The organism is Streptomyces sp. NBC_00154, from assembly GCF_026342835.1.
Classification (GTDB): domain Bacteria; phylum Actinomycetota; class Actinomycetes; order Streptomycetales; family Streptomycetaceae; genus Streptomyces.
In genome coordinates, this window is record NZ_JAPEMI010000001.1 from 450,856 (window position 1) to 467,697 (window position 16,842).

The 16,842-nt window shown below is 70.1% G+C and carries 14 protein-coding genes; 4 read left to right on the top strand and 10 right to left on the bottom strand.

What is annotated here, in order from left to right; translation table 11 throughout:
* Positions 1-25: 25 nt before the first annotated feature.
* The 8 genes from OHA03_RS01965 to OHA03_RS02000 all read right to left on the bottom strand — a co-directional run bounded on the left by OHA03_RS01965 (position 26) and on the right by OHA03_RS02000 (position 9,901).
* Positions 26-265: a LapA family protein gene (locus tag OHA03_RS01965; RefSeq protein ID WP_267000047.1), complete on the bottom strand. Its 240-nt coding sequence runs from the start codon at positions 263-265 to the stop codon at positions 26-28.
* A 129-nt stretch (positions 266-394) separates the two neighbouring features.
* Positions 395-2,209: a CocE/NonD family hydrolase gene (locus OHA03_RS01970; protein WP_267000049.1), complete on the bottom strand. Its 1,815-nt coding sequence runs from the start codon at positions 2,207-2,209 to the stop codon at positions 395-397.
* Positions 2,210-2,336: 127 nt separating this feature from the next.
* Positions 2,337-3,281 (bottom strand): LD-carboxypeptidase, encoded by a 945-nt coding sequence (locus OHA03_RS01975; RefSeq protein WP_267000051.1) that lies wholly within the window; start codon positions 3,279-3,281, stop codon positions 2,337-2,339.
* The gene (locus OHA03_RS01980; protein ID WP_267000053.1) at positions 3,278-5,266 is read right to left on the bottom strand and encodes a prolyl oligopeptidase family serine peptidase; all 1,989 of its coding nucleotides are present in this window, start codon (positions 5,264-5,266) and stop codon (positions 3,278-3,280) included. Before OHA03_RS01980 ends, OHA03_RS01975 begins: the two co-directional genes overlap by 4 nt.
* A 21-nt stretch (positions 5,267-5,287) precedes the next feature.
* On the bottom strand, positions 5,288-6,631 hold the full coding sequence (locus tag OHA03_RS01985; protein WP_267000055.1) for a M20/M25/M40 family metallo-hydrolase: 1,344 nt from the start codon (positions 6,629-6,631) through the stop codon (positions 5,288-5,290).
* Complete coding sequence (locus tag OHA03_RS01990) at positions 6,624-7,457, bottom strand: M55 family metallopeptidase (RefSeq protein WP_267000057.1); 834 nt, start codon at positions 7,455-7,457, stop codon at positions 6,624-6,626. The genes OHA03_RS01985 and OHA03_RS01990 overlap by 8 nt, the downstream gene beginning before the upstream one ends.
* A gap of 213 nt (positions 7,458-7,670) precedes the next feature.
* Positions 7,671-8,669: an alpha/beta fold hydrolase gene (locus tag OHA03_RS01995; protein ID WP_267000059.1), complete on the bottom strand. Its 999-nt coding sequence runs from the start codon at positions 8,667-8,669 to the stop codon at positions 7,671-7,673.
* Positions 8,670-8,908: 239 nt separating this feature from the next.
* Positions 8,909-9,901, bottom strand: a complete 993-nt coding sequence (locus OHA03_RS02000) for an aldo/keto reductase (RefSeq protein ID WP_267000061.1) — start codon at positions 9,899-9,901, stop codon at positions 8,909-8,911.
* Positions 9,902-10,020: 119 nt separating this feature from the next.
* On the opposite strand from OHA03_RS02000, the gene OHA03_RS02005 reads away from it, so the two are divergent.
* A complete protein-coding gene (locus OHA03_RS02005; protein WP_267000063.1) occupies positions 10,021-10,923 on the top strand; it encodes a LysR family transcriptional regulator in 903 nt (300 codons plus the stop codon).
* A 6-nt stretch (positions 10,924-10,929) separates the two neighbouring features.
* On the opposite strand, the gene OHA03_RS02010 is transcribed toward OHA03_RS02005, so the two are convergent.
* Complete coding sequence (locus OHA03_RS02010) at positions 10,930-11,973, bottom strand: chitinase (protein WP_267000065.1); 1,044 nt, start codon at positions 11,971-11,973, stop codon at positions 10,930-10,932.
* A gap of 308 nt (positions 11,974-12,281) precedes the next feature.
* Here OHA03_RS02010 and OHA03_RS02015 point away from each other — a divergent pair, with 308 nt between their 5' ends.
* The 3 genes from OHA03_RS02015 to OHA03_RS02025 are packed head-to-tail and all read left to right on the top strand — an operon-like array spanning position 12,282 to position 16,093.
* Positions 12,282-12,686, top strand: a complete 405-nt coding sequence (locus OHA03_RS02015) for a hypothetical protein (protein WP_267000083.1) — start codon at positions 12,282-12,284, stop codon at positions 12,684-12,686.
* 6 nt (positions 12,687-12,692) lie between these two features.
* Positions 12,693-14,987 (top strand): bifunctional polysaccharide deacetylase/glycosyltransferase family 2 protein, encoded by a 2,295-nt coding sequence (locus OHA03_RS02020; protein WP_267000085.1) that lies wholly within the window; start codon positions 12,693-12,695, stop codon positions 14,985-14,987.
* Positions 14,987-16,093, top strand: a complete 1,107-nt coding sequence (locus tag OHA03_RS02025; RefSeq protein WP_267000087.1) for an acyltransferase — start codon at positions 14,987-14,989, stop codon at positions 16,091-16,093. The genes OHA03_RS02020 and OHA03_RS02025 overlap by 1 nt, the downstream gene beginning before the upstream one ends.
* Positions 16,094-16,101: 8 nt before the next feature.
* Here the strand turns inward: OHA03_RS02025 and OHA03_RS02030 are convergent, their stop codons facing one another.
* Positions 16,102-16,821, bottom strand: coding sequence for a bifunctional 2-polyprenyl-6-hydroxyphenol methylase/3-demethylubiquinol 3-O-methyltransferase UbiG (locus tag OHA03_RS02030; RefSeq protein ID WP_267000089.1), 720 nt, complete (start codon positions 16,819-16,821; stop codon positions 16,102-16,104).
* Positions 16,822-16,842: the final 21 nt, after the last annotated feature.

Below are 16,842 nucleotides of genomic sequence, written 5' to 3' on the forward strand. Positions count from 1 at the left end.
ACAGCGTAGGCAACCGCCGCCGGCCTCACTTCGCGCGGCGGCGGAAGAGATAGCCGCCGCACACCAACCCGGCGACGAACATCGCCAGCAGCACCGCCGCGAGCGGCATCGTCACCAGGGGGATCAGCAGACGGATCGTGACTTCACCGGTGTTCTCGACGATGAAGACGAGCGACAGGATCGCGATGACGAGAACAACGATGCGGGAGGGCGAGAACGCTCCCACGGCGCCCTTGCCGCCGCTCGACACGTCCTTCGGGCTCATGGTCCGGCCCCTTCTCTGGATCCTGGAACGCCACCGCCCCCGGTACCAGGATGTCTCCATCCGGGCGCCCGGGGGCGGTGGTGAGCGGCCGTACGGGTGACGGACCGGCCCGCGTCGGCCTGCCAGGTCTCAGTTCACCCGGCCGCCGACGACGGGCAGCTCCAGCACCCCCGTGTCGCCCGGGGCGCTGACGACCGTGACCGGCTTGATGCCGCGGTTGCCGAAGTACGCGCCGTCGCTGGCCGCGATCACGAACTCGAGCCGGTGCCCCGCCCGGTACCGGTGCACGATGCCCGGCAGCTGCACGGTGAACTGCCGGGTGACGTCCGGTACCCGCACCGGGGACACGAGGCGGTTCACCAGTGTCCTGGAGCCGTCCGGCGCCACGTCGTACACCTTGGCGAACAGGACCAGCTTGTCGGCGGCGTCACCGCTGTTCTGTACGCGCTCCGTCTTCGGCGAGACGACCTTCAGGATGGCCCTCGGCGCGCCGACGACATCGACGCCGGAGGTCAGCGGGGCGCTGGTCCAGCCGAGGTAGGTGCCGTGGGTGTCGTACGGCTCGGGGTCGGGCAGTCCGATGATGCCGGCGAGCGAGTTCTCCGAGTGGCTGGTCGGCACCGGCCAGTTGGCGTACCGGCGGCTGCCGCGGGTGACCTCGGAACGGTTGCCGACGAGTTTGCCGTCACCGGAGAGGTAGACCTTCTGCGACAGCGCGGGCACGGCGGCCGCGGTGCCGTAGCCGCTCTGCCAGTCACGGTAGTAGGCGAACTCGGGGCCGGTGTCGGTGTTCTTCCTGTGCTGGAGGTAACGGTCGAACCAGGCCAGGACGCGCTGTCCGACGTAACTGGTCTCCAGGTTGCCTTCATTCAGGTCGAGTTCACCGGGCACCTGACCGCCGCTGTGACCCCAGGACTGCCAGATCATTTTTGTCGTGGTGCCCTGCGACTTGAGCGTCCGGTACGTGGCGGTGGCCTCGTTCAGGTTGAACAGGCTGTCGGTCTGGCCCTGGACCAGCAGGGTGGGCGCCTTGACCTTGCCGAGGTAGGAGACCGGGGAGACGCTGCGCGCGTAGTCGAGCATCGCGCCGGTCCTGTCGGCCGGGTAGCGGCCGGAGTTGAGCAGCCGGATCGTGTCGCAGGCCTGCGGGGCGAAGTGCGGACAGGTGAGGTTGCCGAACCGGGACGGGTCGAGGCTGGGGGCGAGAATCGTCTGCCCCTCCCCCATCAGGTAGAAGCCGTTGGTCCACTGCCACTTGAAGACACCTGGGGTGTCCGAGGAGACGCCCTTGTTCGTGGCCGTGTTGTTGGGATCGAGCGCGTACGACAGGTCGTTCCAGGTGATCAGCGGGACCAGGGCGTCGACGCGGCGGTCGACGGCTGCAGTGGCCATCTGGATGGCGCCGCCGTACGAGCCGCCGATCATGCCGACGCGCGGGTCGCCCTTGCCGTCCTTGGAGACGAAGTCGGCCTTCGTCCCGTCGTCGGCGGCGCGGGTCCCGGCGAGGAAGTCGATGAGTCCGGTGGCGGCCCTGCCGTCGATCACCGGGTCGTCGAGTGTGATCAGACAGCCGGACTTACCGAAGCCGAGGCCGGAGTAGACGAGTCCGACATAGCCGCGGGAGGCGAAGGCCTTGCCGATGGCGTCGGTCGAGCCGTCCGACTTGCTGCCGCCGAAGCCGTTCGTGGCGAGGACGGCGGGGGCGGGGTGAGCGGCGTCGGCCCCGGCGGGGCGGTAGAGGTCGGCGTCGACGGTGCAGGAGCGACCGCCTGCCGTGACCGTGAACTTCAGTGCGGTGACGGTGTATTCGGAGGCGGTGGCCGTGGTGGCGGCGTGTGCCGCGCCGGTGAGGGCCAGAGGTGCGGCGAGCGCCGCCCCGGCTACGTAGGCGAAGGACTTACGGGACCGGGATCTGCGAACAGCGCGTGCCACGAAGACCTCCACAGCGAGGGCAGCTTACCGACCAGTAGGTACTGGGGCGCGCTCATGCTGTGATACGTGTCATAACGGTGTCAACGCTCGCGACAGCGTTTCCTGAAGGATGTTCAACTTCTTCGCATCCGGAGTACGTTCAGACCAGCGCGGGCACCTCGACCGTGAGCGTGCCCGGACCGCCGTCGTCCGGCGCGTCCAGCACCGCGGGCACGCCGAGTGGGACCGTCAGCGCCGTCGGGCCGTGCCCGAAGCCCAGCTCCTCGACGACGGGCACGCCGAGCCCGCCGAGCCGGTCGGCGAGGACTGTACGCACCTCCTCGTACGGTTCGCAGCCCTGCCAGGAACCGCAGGCGACCCCGGATATCCCGGACAGCGCCCCGGCCCTCAGGAGTTGGGTGAGGATGCGGTCGAGGCGGTACGGATCCTCTGTCGTGTCCTCGATCATCAGCAGCCCGCCCCGGGCGGACGTCCGGGCGTGCGGGGTGCCGATGTCGGCGGCGAGCAGGCTCACACAGCCGCCGTATGTGATGCCGCGGGCCCGGCCGGGCACCAGCACCCCGGCCGTACGAAGGCCGAGGGTCCGTACCGACTCCGGCTCGAACAGGGTGGCCCGCAGCGATTCCTGGGTGTCCGGATCCTTGAGGAAGGCCTCCGTGGCTGCCATCGGGCCGTGCAGCGTCGAGAGCCCCATGCGCCGGGCGAACGCCTCGTGCAGCACGGTGATGTCGCTGTAGCCGACGAACACCTTGGGCCCGGCCGCGCGCATCGCCGCCCAGTCGACCAGGTCGACCATGCGGTGTGCCCCGTACCCGCCGCGGGCGCACAGCACCGCCTCGACCGACGGATCGCACCAGGCCTCCTGGAGGTCCCGGGCACGCTCCTCGTCCGTACCCGCGAGATAGCCCAACTCCGGGTGCACGGCACGGACATGAGGCATCTCGACGGGCTCCAGGCCCCAGCCGCGCAGCACATCGAGTCCTGCTTCGAGGCGGCCGACGGGCACCGGTCCGCTGGGCGACACGACGGCGACCCTGGCACCGGGCCGCAGGCGGGCGGCGCGGGTCAGAGGAGTCAGAGTCACTTCTTCAGCTCCAGTTGCGGTACGTCGGGGCGGTCGATCCCGAAGGTCTGTGCATACAGGGAGAGTTCGGCCTCCAGCGCGCCGATCATGGTGTCGGCGCGCCGGAATCCATGGCTCTCCCCCTCGAACGCGAGATACGCGTGCGGGATGCCGCGGCCCTCGATCGCAGCCAGGAACCGCTCGCACTGGGCCGGCGGGCAGATCACGTCGTCGAGCCCCTGGAGCAGCAGGAACGGGGTGGTCAGCCGGTCCGTCCGGTTGATCGGCGACCGTTCGCGGTAGCGGTCCGGGACCTCGGCGAGCGGGCCGACCAGGGACTCCAGGTACTGCGACTCGAAGTCATGGGTCTCGTCGGTGCCCCAGCCGGTCAGGTCGAGGATGGGGTAGCTGACAGTGCCGCAGGCGTAGACATCGGTGCTGGTCAGCGAGGCGGCGGTGGTCCAGCCACCGGCGCTGCCGCCGCGGATGGCGAGCCGGTTCGGGTCGGCCGCGCCCTCGGCTGCCAGCGCCTGGGCGACGGCGGCGCAGTCCTCCACGTCGACGACGCCCCACTGTTGGCGCAGCCGGTTGCGGTACGTCCTGCCGTAGCCGGTGGAACCGCCGTAGTTGACCTCGGCGACGCCGATGCCGCGCGAGGTGAAGTAGGCGATCTCCAGGTCGAGGACGAGCGCGGCGTGCCCGGTGGGACCGCCGTGCACCCACACCACGTAAGGCGGCAACTCGCCTTCGGGACAGACCCGTTCGGGGTTGCGCGGCGGGTAGATGTGGGTGTGGATGTCGCGGCCGTCGGGCCCGGTGAAGGTGCGCTGGTGAGGTTCGGGGTAGTACGCGGGATCGACTTCGTCCCGGTGCCGGGCGCCGATGATCCGGCTGCGGCCGGTCGTGGTGTCCAGCTCCACGATCTCGTACGCGCTCCGCGGGCTCGCGGCGACACCGATGACCCGGCTGCCGTGCACGGCGAGCGTCTCGGCCCATTCGGTCCAGGGCCCCGCGATGTCGGCGAGTTCTCCGGTCTCCGGATCGAGGATGCCGAGGGTGGTGGTGCCCTTGCCGTGGATGGTGGCGATCAGTCCGTTCTCCAGTGGCCGGAACCAGCCGAGCCCGATCTTCCAGAGCGGTCCGGCGAACTCCTGCTCCTGTGTGCAGAGCGCCACCGTCCCCCGGTGCGGATCGGCGCGGTAGAGGTTCCACCAGCCGCTGCGGTCGCTCGCGAAGAGGAGCTGTCCGTCGGTGGTCCATTCGATCTGTGGCACCGACTCCTCGGGTCCGCCGCCGAAGCTCCAGGCGCTGTGGAACGTGCCGTCGTCGGCGATGTCGGCGAGCATCACCTCGGTGCCGTCCCACGGCATCCGCGGATGATCCCAGGCGATCCACGCCACCCGACGCCCGTCGGGCGAGACCTTCGGCCCGGTGACGAAGCGGTGCCGGTCGTCGGAGAGTTCGCGCACCGCGCCACGGTCGTCGGCCGCCGATCCGTCCAGCGGCACGGCGGCGATCACCCGTCGCACCTCGGTGGGCGCCTCGCCGGTGAACTCCTCCAGGACACACCACACTTCGCCCCGCTCGCCCCGGTCGAGGTGCAGTTGCGGGTCGACCCAGCGCAGTCCGCCGCCGACGCCCGACAGCGGGGTGAGCGGCCACGGTTCTCCGGGCCCGTCCGGCGCGTACGCGTACAGCCGCTGGTCGGCGAAGTTCACGAAGACGACGAGCGGTCCGCCGTCGGTGCGCCCGGCGCCGGCCCAGGGCCGTCCGCCGTACTCGATGACGCGGCTGCGGACGTTCCACGGAACAGGCAGCACGGACTCGGTGGTCCCGTCCGCCCGGCGGCGGACCAGGGCGCGGCGCCCCGCCTCGGCGGGGCGCGGCTCCGTCCACCACACTTCGTCGCCGACCACGCCGACGTACTCCGGGCGGCCGTCGTGCGACGCGGCCAGCCGTGCGTCGATCGGTGACTGCCATGTTCCGTAGGCCCCTGTGGACACCATGATCAAATCCCCCCGTGCGGGTCAGGCCGTGCGCAGATAGTGGTCGAGTACGCGGACGCCGAAGTGCAGCGCCTCGACGGGCACGCGTTCGTCGACGCCGTGGAAGAGCGCCTGGTAGTCGAAGCCCACCGGGAGCTTCAGCGGTGAGAAGCCGTAGCCGGTGATGCCGAGGCGGGAGAACTGCTTGGCATCCGTCCCGCCCGACATGCAGTACGGCACGACATGACCGTCCGGGTCGAAGCGTTCGACGGCGGCGCGCATCTTCGCGTACGTCGGCGAGTCGACCGGGGCCTGCAGGGCGATCTCGCGGTGGTGGAACTCCCAGTCGACATCGGGTCCGGTCAGCCGGTCCAGGGTGGCGTGGAACTCGTCCTCGCCGCCCGGCACCATCCGGCCGTCGATGTAGGCGACGGCGCGGCCCGGGATCACGTTGACCTTGTAGCCGGCCTCCAGCATCGTCGGGTTGGCGCTGTTCCTGACGGTGGGTTCGACCAGTGCGGCGGCCGGCCCGAGCTTGCCGAGGAGTTCGTCCACGTCGAATCCGGGAGCGTCGACATCCACCCGGATCCCGTGCAGCGCGGCGATCTCGGTCAGCGCCGCGCGTACGGTCGGGGTGAGCCGCACCGGCCATTCGTGCGCGCCGATCCGGGCGACGGCGGCGGCGAGTGTGCTGACCGCGTTCGCCTTGTTGACCTTGGAGCCGTGGCCCGCCTTGCCGTGTGCGGTGAGCTTCAGCCATCCGGTGCCGCGTTCGCCCGCGGCGATCGGGTAGAGCGGCATCCTCGGTCCGGCGTGGAAGGTGAAGGCACCGGACTCGCTGATGCCCTCCGTACACCCTTCGAAGAGTTCGGGGTGCTGGTCGGCGAGGAAGCCGGAGCCGTCGGCGGCGCTGGCCTCCTCGTCCGCGGTGTACGCGATCACGATGTCCCGGCGGGGCCGGATGCCGGCCCGGGCCCAGGCACGGACGACCGCGAGGACCATCGCGTCCATGTTCTTCATGTCGATCGCGCCACGGCCCCAGACGACCCCGTCACGGACCTCCCCGGAGAAGGGGTGCACGGTCCAGTCGTCGGCCTCGGCGGGCACGACGTCGAGATGCCCGTGCACCAGGAGCGCGTCGGCGGACGGGTCGGTGCCCTCGATCCTGGCGACCACGTTGGTGCGGCCCGGGGTGCGTTCCAGCAGCGTGGGCGCCAGTCCCGCGCCAGCCAGCCGTTCGGCCACGTACTCGGCGGCGGGGCGCTCCCTGCAGTCGCCGTCCCCCCGGTTCGTCGTGTCGATCCGGATCAGTTCGGAGGTGAACGTCACCGATTCGTCGAACGCCAGATCGTCGACGGATTCCTGGGGCGTGGTCACCTCAGCCATACTGCTCCTCCACAGCGGACGACACGATCGTCGTCACCGCCTTGAACGTGCGGATACCTTCGTACATCGTCGTACTGGTGTAGGCGACACGCCGCTCACCGCTCGGCGCCACGCCGGGGACGACGGTCGCAGCCGCTGCCAGATGCTCGGCGTCGAACTCCAGCTCCACGGTGAACGAGCCGCCCCGCACCGGATCATGGCGCCCGGCGAGCGCGGTCGCCTCCTTCGCGGCCGCACGGATGTCGGCGGCGGTACGGGCCGGGGTGCGGCACACCGCCGCATACCGCGACACATAGTCCTTCACGGCGACCTTGCGGGCCTCGGGGGCATATCCGTCCGCGTCCACGCAGGTCAGGTTGTCGCCGGTGACGAGGACGACGGGCACGCCGTACTCGGCGGCGACATGGGCGTTGAGCAGCCCCTCGCTGGCGCGGACGCCGTTCAGCCAGACGCCGGTGATGGAGTTGGCGAGGTAGGTGTGCGCGAGCACGCCCTCCGTACCGGCTCCCGTGTGGTAGCCGACGAAGGCGATCGCGTCGACGTCCCCGTGCTGGATGCCCTCCACCATGCTGAGGGACTTGTGCTTGCCGGTGAGCATCTGGACCCGGTCGTCGAGCCGCTCCAGCAGGAGGTTGCGCATGGACCAGTGCGCCTCGTTGACGAGCACCTCATCGGCTCCCCCGTCGTAGAAGCCGAGGGCCGCCGCGTTCACATCGGAGGTGAACATCGAGCGGCAGCGCTCCCACTGCGGGGTGCCGGGCAGCACATCGGCCGGCCAGGTCACCCCCGTGGCACCTTCCATGTCCGCGCTGATGAGGATCTTCACGATGTACCGGTCCTCTCACAGGTCAGAAGTCGTTGCGATCTTCCTGCCGCAACACCGTACGCGGCGGTGGAGTCCCAGGCCAGAGGTGTTTTCAGCTCCAGAGGTCCAGTCCAGTGCAAGACCGTTGGGATCTCGGAACCGGGCGTGCGGTGAGTTCGGCGCCGGCAGTACGAGGTCGGTGACCGCGCCGCCGGCGGGGCTCGGCGGTGCGGGTCAGCGCCCGGGTTCGCGGCGCTTGCGGGCTGCCCCGATGAGGCCGCAGCCCGTCAGTACGGTCCCGCCCGCGAGCACCCCGAGGCCTGCCAGGACCAGGGTGCTCAGCCCCGTGCCGGCCAGGGCCGGCTGTGCGGATGGCCCGCCGCCGGTGGCTGCCTGGCGGATGAGATCGGCGACGGCGTCCGGGTGCGACACCAGGGCGACGTGGGAGGCGTCGACCTCGACCGTCCGCGCGTGGGCGCGCTGCGCCTCGAAGCGCTCGAGGGCCGGGGAGATGGCCTTGTCCCTGGTGGAGACCAGGGCCCAGGACGGGATGGTCTTCCACGCGGCTTCGGCAGCCTTGTCCATGAACGCGGAGGCGACGATGGGGCGTTGGGTGGCAGCCATCACGGCCGCCACGGCCGCGGGGAGGTCCGCGGCGAAGGCCTGGTGGAACTTGGCGGCCTGCAGGTAGAGGTCGGTACCGTTGGTGCCGTCGGCGTTGCGGAACGGTACGGGCCTGAGGGCCGCGGCGAGTTCACTGCCCGGGAACCTGTCGCCCAGTGCGCCGAGGGCCTCGCCCTTGTCCGGCATGAACGCGTTCACGAACACGAGAGATTTCACCTGGGAGTTCCCGGCGGCGGCGGTGCTGATCACCGCGCCACCGTAGGAGTGCCCGACCAGCACGATCGGTCCCTGGATGCTCTTGAGGAAGCTGGCTATGTACGCGGAGTCCCCCGCCAGTCCCCGGAGCGGATTGGCCGGGGCGACGACGCTGTACCCGTCCCGCTGCAGCCGTTCGGCCACGCCGTTCCAACTGGAGGCGTCAGCGAACGCACCGTGCACCAGCACCACGGTCGGCCTGGTCACGACTGTGGTACCCGTGTCGGCCGCTGCCGATCCGGCGGCTCCGGCGAGGACCGTCGTGGTCAGCGCCGCGGCGATCGCACGCCCACGACGGGAACGTGTCGGACGTATTCGCCGGTGCCGCGGTGCGAGAACGGGTGACACAGTCATGCGGTTCTCTCTTCGGGAGGAGGGGGACGACGCACCCAGCGTTTCCGGAGCCGGCAGGTACGGCGCGGCCCGGGAAGCAGCGGAGTGACATCGGCCGACCGTCCGGGTGAAGACAGCTCCTGACCGCATGGCGACCGGCGGATCGGGTCACCTTTTGCCGGCCCGGGGTACGGCTCCGTTCCCGGACGGACCGGGCGGGCCGCCCGGTCCGCGCTCTCCTCCGAAGGACAGCGCCCCCCTCAGGAGGTCTTCAGAAGTACCTCGATCCGGGCCAGTTCCTCGTCGCTGAACTCCAGGTGACGCACCGCGTCGACGCTGTTCTCCAACTGGGCGACACTGCTCGCCCCGACCACGGCCGACGTGACCCGTCCGCCCCGCAGCACCCAGGCCAGCGCCATCTGCGCCAGGGACTGCCCGCGCTCGGAGGCGACCTTGTCCAGTGCGCGCAGCCGGCTGATCAGCTCCGGGGTGACCGACTCGGGCGTCAGGAAGGGGCTGTCGCCCGCCGCGCGCGAGCCCGCCGGGATCCCCTGCAGATAGCGGTCGGAGAGGATGCCCTGTTCCAGCGGCGAGTAGGCGATGGAGCCGACGCCCAGCTCGTCCAGCGCCGTGAGCAGGCCGTCCTCGACCCAGCGGTCCAGCATCGAGTAGCGCGGCTGGTGGATCAGCAGCGGGGTGCCGAGGTCCTTGAGGATCCTGGCCGCCTCCCGGGTCTGCTCCGGCGAGTAGTTGGAGAGGCCGACGTAGAGCGCCTTGCCCTGCCGTACCGCGGAGTCCAGCGCCCCCATGGTCTCTTCGAGCGGGGTGTCCGGGTCGGGCCGGTGGGAGTAGAAGATGTCGACGTAGTCGAGGCCGAGCCGGGTGAGGCTCCGGTCGAGCGACGAGAGCACGGACTTGCGCGATCCCCACTCCCCGTACGGCCCGTCCCACATCAGGTAGCCCGCCTTGGTGGAGATGACGATCTCGTCCCGGAGCCGGGCGAAGTCCGTCCTCAGGGCGCGTCCCATCGCGCTCTCGGCGGCGCCGGGCGGCGGGCCGTAGTTGTTGGCGAGATCGAAGTGTGTGATGCCGAGGTCGAACGCCCGGCGGAGGATCTGCCCCTGGGTGTCCGCGGTCCGGTCGCGTCCGAAGTTGTGCCAGAGGCCGAGCGAGAGCGCGGGGAGCAGCAGACCGCTGCGTCCGGTGCGCCGGTACGGCATGGCCTGGTAGCGGTCGGGCGACGGGAGGTACATGCGGGGCTCCACGGAGAGAGGAAGGGGTGCGGGAATGCGCCGGTCTCCAGGCTCCCCGACATCGATCCAGCAGTCCAACAGAAGATTCAGGTTGGATTTATCGTCTATGTTTCTCAATCATGGAGTTGCGCCAGCTGGAACATTTCATCGCCGTCGCCGAGGAGCAGCACTTCACCCGTGCCGCCGAACGGGTCGCCGTGTCGCAGTCCGGGCTGTCGGCCTCCATCCGCTCCCTGGAACAGGAGTTGAAGACCCCGCTGTTCAGCCGGACCACCCGCACCGTGCGGCTGACCGAGGCGGGCCGCGCGCTGCTCGTGGAGGCGGAGCGCACGCTGGCGGGCGCACGGGCGGCGAAGGACGCCGTCGATGCGGTGCGGGGACTGCTGCGCGGCACGCTGACGGTGGGGGTCGAGCAGTGTGTGGCCGGTGTGCGGGTCCCGCGGCTGCTCGCGGCCTTTCACCGCAAACACCCGCAGATGGAGATCCGGCTCCGCCAGGAGGGCACGTCGAGTCTGCTGGACGGGGTGGCGGGTGGCCGGCTCGACGTCGCGTTCGCCGCGGCGGTGAGTGCCGGGGAGTGGCGTGGCGAGCTGATCCCGCTGGCGCGGGAGCGCATGGTCGTCCTGTGCGCCCCCGGTCACCGGTTCGCGCAGGCGCCCCGCGTCCCGTTCGACGAGCTTCCCGGTGAGTCGTTCATCGACTTCCATCCGGACTGGGGGCCGCGCCGCGCAGCCGACGAGGCGTTCGCGACGGCGCGGGTGCGCCGCACGGTGGGCCTTGAGGTGAACGACGTGCACAGCCTGCTGGAGCTGGTGCACGAGGGGCTGGGGATCGCCGTGGTGCCGCACCACTTCTCGCGCAAGCCCGAGGCCCTGGGGCTGGTCGCGGTGGAGCTGGACGGGGCCGACCAGCCTTTCTACGAGAGCGTCGTGGTGCTTCCGGCCGCCGGGGCGACGAGCCCCGGCGCCCGCTCGCTGATGACCTTGGTGCGCAGCGACGTGCGCGACGGCGCCACGCGCTGACCGCGGTCACCCGCCCAGCGCCGTCGCGAAGGCTCCCGTCTTCTGCTCGACCCCGCTGCACGTGTCGCTCGCCTTCGTGGTGTCCTCGTCGGTGCATTCCCGGTCGCGGAAGGTGGCCCACATGGAGAGCGCACCGACGCCGGTCCGCCGGGCGAAGGCGCGCAGAGAGGCGGCGTCGGCGAGGGTGAACGTCTCTCCGGCCATGTCGTTGACACCGAGCATCACCGTGATGTGCAGGGCCTGCCAGGCTTCGGAGTCCGACAGACCGAGTACGTCGGTGAGCTGATCGTGGGTGGCTTCGGCGGCCTGCTGCGCATAGTCGCTCATGTCGCCGTCGTGGGACGTGCTGTAGTTCATGGCCATGATGTTCACCGCGGAGAGGTCGACCTTCTGCTCGGCGGCGTCGCTCAGGAGGTCCGTGCCGGTGGTCTCCAGGCCGTCCGGCATCACGGGCAGGGTGTACGTGACGTCGAGGTGCCGCTTCTTCTGGAGCAGGCGGAGCGCCTTGTCGCGGAGGGTGATCGACGCCCGGTCGGTCAGCGCGTCACCTTCGATGTCGAAGTCGGCCTTGGTGGCGCCCACGGCGTCGAGCACCTGGGCGTAGGCGTCGGCCAGTTCCTCGGCGCTGTCGCAGGCGAGTGCCAGCTCGGTCCCCGCGGCCCCGCCGAACGAGACCCGGATGTCCGCACCGGTGGCGGTGAGTGCGGCGACGCGTGAGGCCACCGCATGGCTGGTGGGCTCGGCGGAGCCACCCCAGAGCGGGGTGCAGGTGTCGTCGTCGGCGACGACAAAGGCGAGGTTGTACGTGTCCGGGGAACCGACGGAGTCGGTATCGGCCGCGGTCGTCGCGCTGACGTACGGGGTGTAGGCGGTCGTGGCGGCGGAGGCCGTGGGGCCGCCCGGGCGGGAGTCGCCGCCCTGGTTCGCCGCCGCGCCCGTCGTACACGCCGAGCAGGCGAGCCCGAGTGCGACGAGTCCGGCCACGACGGCGGTCGCCCGCCTCGCACGCCCCGCCGCGCCCTTCGGAGAGCCCTTCGGTGAAATGCGCATAAAGTTTGCACCTGCTCTCGTGAGAATTGTCCCGAAACAGCAACAATGAAGAACGGGGAACACCGAAAACCTCTCACACATCGCCATGTGTCCGAACCCGGATGTTTTCCCCTCGGGCCCACCGAAGATCCACCCCGGGATTATTCATTCGCCCTCTGGCAAAAGGGATATGATGATGCATCATATATCCCGTACGGAGCCCGGCTCGCGGTCGCGTTCTCAGTTCATCCACAGCCTTCCCGCTTTCTCACAGCGTTCGGCCAGAAACGGCTCAGACTTCGCACATCGCAGTTCGTCAGCATGCGCAAATGCATTCCGACACCGCCATCGAGAAAAATCCGACCGGACACGGCCGGCGCAAACACGCCGGCCTGCGCAGGCCCCTGGCCGGCACCGCAGCGCAGGAAGGTCCCGTCTTCGTGGACACCTCCGGGCGCCGGGCCCGGTTGCTCCGCCGTGCGGGTATCGCCCTGGGCATCGCCTGTGTCGGTTACGCGGCCGTGCTGGGCCTCGCCTTCATGGGCGGCATCTCCATGTCGCCCTCGGAGCTGCTTCCCTTCGACGGCGCGCCCTCCGCCCAGGGCGGCCCCAACGGGATGACCCCACCGGGAGTCACCGGCGCACCCCCGAGCGGTCCTCCCGCCGACGGGGCGGGCCCGTCGCCCTCGGCATCCGTGTCCGTGTCGGTGTCCGCGACCACGGGGACCGGCTGATCCTTGATGAACCGGAATCAGGTACGACCCCAGCGACGGCATGCCACGCCGAGCCGGATCGAACGCGTCCGCCGCCAGGCGGTTCCCAAGCCGCGGGTGATCATCGCCCTGCTGCTCCTGCTCGGCCTCGTCTCCGTGATGCTGCTCGACGGCTATCTGCGGGCCGAGGTCGGAAACGACCAGCGTGTCCGCTCCGACGCGAGCGCGAGCAAGGTGCCCGACAGCGTCCTCGACGGCGGGCCGTTCCTCAGCTTCCAGGGCGGCACGGCGCGGACCCGGTCCGTACCCGACAAGACGATCGTGCTCACCTTCGACGACGGCCCGGACCCCGAGTGGACCCAGAAGGTGCTCGACATCCTGGACGACAACGATGTGCCCGGCACGTTCTTCCTGGTCGGCTCGATGGTCTCGCGCTACCCGGATGTGGTGCGCCGGATGGTCGACGACGGCAACGAGGTGGGCGTCCACACCTTCACCCATGTCGATCTCTCGTACCAGAGCGCGGCCCGCGTCACTCGGGAGATCGCACAGACACAGCTCGCGCTGGCGGGAGCCGCGGGCATCACGACGACCCTCTTCCGCGCCCCGTACTCGTCGACGAACGACGCGATCGACAACTACAGCTGGCCCGTCTACAAGAAGCTCGGCGCGATGGGGTACACCAGTGTCTTCATCGACACGGACAGCGAGGACTGGCAGCAGCCGGGCGTCTCCAAGATCATCAAGTGGGCCACACCGAAGAGCGGAAAGGGCGCCTCGGTGCTCTTCCACGACGCGGGCGGCAACCGCGCCCAGACCCTCGAAGCGCTGCCCCAGTACATCAAGAAGATGAAGTCGAAGGGCTATACCTTCACCACGGTCAGCGGCGCCCAGCAACGAGCACAGGGACAGCAGGGACAGGGACAGCAGGCACAAGGGCAGCAGGCACAGGGACAGCAGACGCAGGCGCCGCAGGGCACTCCCGGCACCGCGGGCAACACCCTGCAGAGCAACCCGGAGCAGGCCGCGCACCGCACGGCCGACACCGCTACGCTCTGGGAGGGCCGCGCCCTCCTCGGTGCGGTCGCCGTCGCGGAGTGGACCGTGCCCGGTCTGGCCGCGGTCTTGGCGGTCGTGGGCGTAGCCGTGTTGGGCAGGTTCGCGATGATGCTCGTCCTCGCACGGCGCCACTACCGGCAACGCAACAGACGCAGGTTCACCTGGGGGCCCTCGGTCACCGAACCGGTCAGCGTGATCGTGCCCGCGTACAACGAGAAGGAGTGCATCGCCAACACCCTCAACTCCCTGGCCGCCAGCACCCATCCCATCGAGATCGTGGTCGTCGACGACGGCTCGACCGACGGCACCGCCGAGATCGCCGAGTCCCTGGGGCTGCCGAACGTGCGGGTGATCCGCCAGCCGAACGCGGGCAAGCCCGCCGCGCTCAACAACGGTGTGCGGCACGCGCGTTACGACATCGTGGTGATGATGGACGGCGACACCGTCTTCGAACCCGACACCGTTCAGCGACTCGTGCAGCCGTTCGGCGACCCGGAGGTCGGTGCGGTCGCCGGCAATGCCAAGGTCGGCAACCGCACCACCATGATCGGCGCCTGGCAGCACATCGAGTACGTGATGGGCTTCAACCTCGACCGCCGGATGTACGACCTGCTGCGCTGCATGCCCACCATCCCGGGCGCGATCGGGGCGTTTCGCCGCGATGCGGTGCTGGAGGTCGGCGGGATGAGCGAGGACACTCTCGCCGAGGACACCGACATCACGATCGCGCTGCACCGCGCCGGATGGCGCGTCGTCTACGCTGAGCATGCGCGCGCCTGGACCGAGGCGCCCGCCTCGCTGGGGCAGCTGTGGCGGCAGCGCTACCGCTGGAGTTACGGCACCATGCAGGCGCTGTGGAAGCACCGGAAATCGGTCACCGACCGGGGGCCGTCCGGTCGCTTCGGCCGGGTCGGGATGCCGCTGGTGGTCCTCTTCCAGATCGTCACGCCGGTCTTCGCACCGCTCATCGACGTGTTCACGGTCTACGCGATGATCTTTGTGGACTTCAAGGCGTCGCTGCTCGCCTGGCTGGCGGTGCTGCTTGTCCAACTGGTCTGCGCCGGCTACGCGTTCCGTCTCGACCGCGAGCGGTACCGGTATCTGCTCATGCTGCCGTTGCAGCAGATCGCGTACCGTCAGCTGATGTATCTGGTGCTGATCCACTCGTGCGTCACCGCCGCGACCGGCGGCCGGCTGCGCTGGCAGAAGCTGAAGCGCACCGGCGAGGTGGGTACACCGGCCCCCGGCACGGGGGTGCGCTGATGGGAGGCGCACACCGCAAGGGCGGACCGCAGACCGCGGTCCATGCGGAAGAGGCCGCCGCCGAGCCTGTGGTCCCGGCTGCCCCGAAAGGCGGCCGCGACCGCTACTTCGACGCGCTGCGGGCCTTCGCACTGGTCCGCGTCATCACGTACCACGCGTTCGAGTGGCCCTGGCTGGGGCTGGTCTTCCCGTCCATGGGCGTGATGTTCGCACTCGCCGGATCGCTCATGGCTCGTTCGCTGGAGCGGCCCGCGCTGCGCGTCATCCGCGGCCGGCTGCGCAGACTACTGATCCCCCTCTGGGTGTTCGCGCTGGTCATCGGTACGGCGATGCTGCTGCACGGCTGGCTGCCGGGACCCGATGTCCTGTACTGGGTGCTGCCGGTCGGTGATCCCCCCGGCAATGCGTGGGGCGAGCAGGCGTGGGCGGTGCTCTGGTACCTGCGCACGTATCTGTGGTTCGTGCTGCTGTCCCCGGTGCTGCTGCGCGCCTTTCGCCTGGCCCCGCTGCCCGTGCTCGCGCTTTCCCTCGTGCCTGTCCTGGCCCTGGAGACCGTGGGCAGTGTGCCGGACGGTCGCCTCGGCAGTACCCTCAGCGACCTGTCGGTGTTCCTGTTCTGCTGGCTGCTCGGCTTCGCCCACCGCGACGGTGTACTCGACCGGATGCGCCCGGCACTCGTCGTCACCGTGGCGCCGGTCCTGCTGGCGGCGGGCGCCTGGTGGGCCTTCCACCACCGGGTCGACGGTTCCTACGATCTCGACGACATCCCGCTCGCCCAGGCGCTGTGGTCCGCGGGATTCGTGCTCCTGCTGCTCCGCTTCCGGCCCGACTTCGCCGGGCTCGCCCGGCATCGGTTGGCCGACCGGATCGTGAAGGCCTTCAATGCCCGTGCCGTGACGATCTATCTGTGGCACGAGGTCGCGCTGATGGCGAGCGTCCCGCTGATCGATCTGATGTGGAACGTTCCCGCGTTCGAACGGGATCTGCCGCTGGACAGCATGTGGTTCCAGTTCACGGTCGCCTGGGTGCTGATCGCGGCGGCCGTGGCCCTCTTCGGCTGGGTCGAGGACATCGCAGCGAAACGGGGGCCACGACTGCTGCCGTGATCCCCGTGTCAGCCGCCGGCGAGGACGAACCAGCGGGCGGGCAGGTCGATGCGGGTGCCGTCGGGCAGGTACTCGGTCTGGGCGAGTGCGGTGTCCCCGGTGGCCAGTGTCGTCATCCCGGCCGCCCGCAGCAGCTCCGGAATTTCCTCCTCGGTGGCGCCGGCCGGCTTGAGCCCGTGCTCGAAGACCCGCCGCAGTTTCCGGGGCGGTCCGCCCGGCGCCTGGGCGGCCTGCTGGAGCACGGTCCTGGAGGCGGGGGTCAGCTCGGCGACGAAGGCCCGGCCACGCTCCCCGATCAGCGTCGCGACGGCCCCGGCGACCGCCGCCCGGGCCGGCGGCTCGCTCTGATGGATCACCGCCCGCATATAGACGTTGGTGTCGCCGATCCGTTCGTGCAGAGCCCGCACCGCGTCACCGTCGACGAGGTTGAGCTGGGCGAACTCCGCGACGCCCGCGGTGTCCGCGCGGCGTGCGTGCTCGATGGCCGCGTGCGAGAGGTCCACGCCGATGGCGCGGGCGAAGCAGGTGGCGAGGTAGCGGGTCTGGGTGCCGTTGCCGCAGCCGAGGTCGACGACGGGCAGCGAGGCGTCGGCGTACGGAAGCAGCAGCTCGCTGTCGGGTACGGAGGTGAGGGACGGGTCCGAGTCCCAGATCGCCTCGCCGGGGGCGTCGGAGGTGGCCGACCAGAAGCCTTCCCACGACTCGCGGTAGCCCTGCGACACGTCCATACGCACTCCCGACTCCGTTGT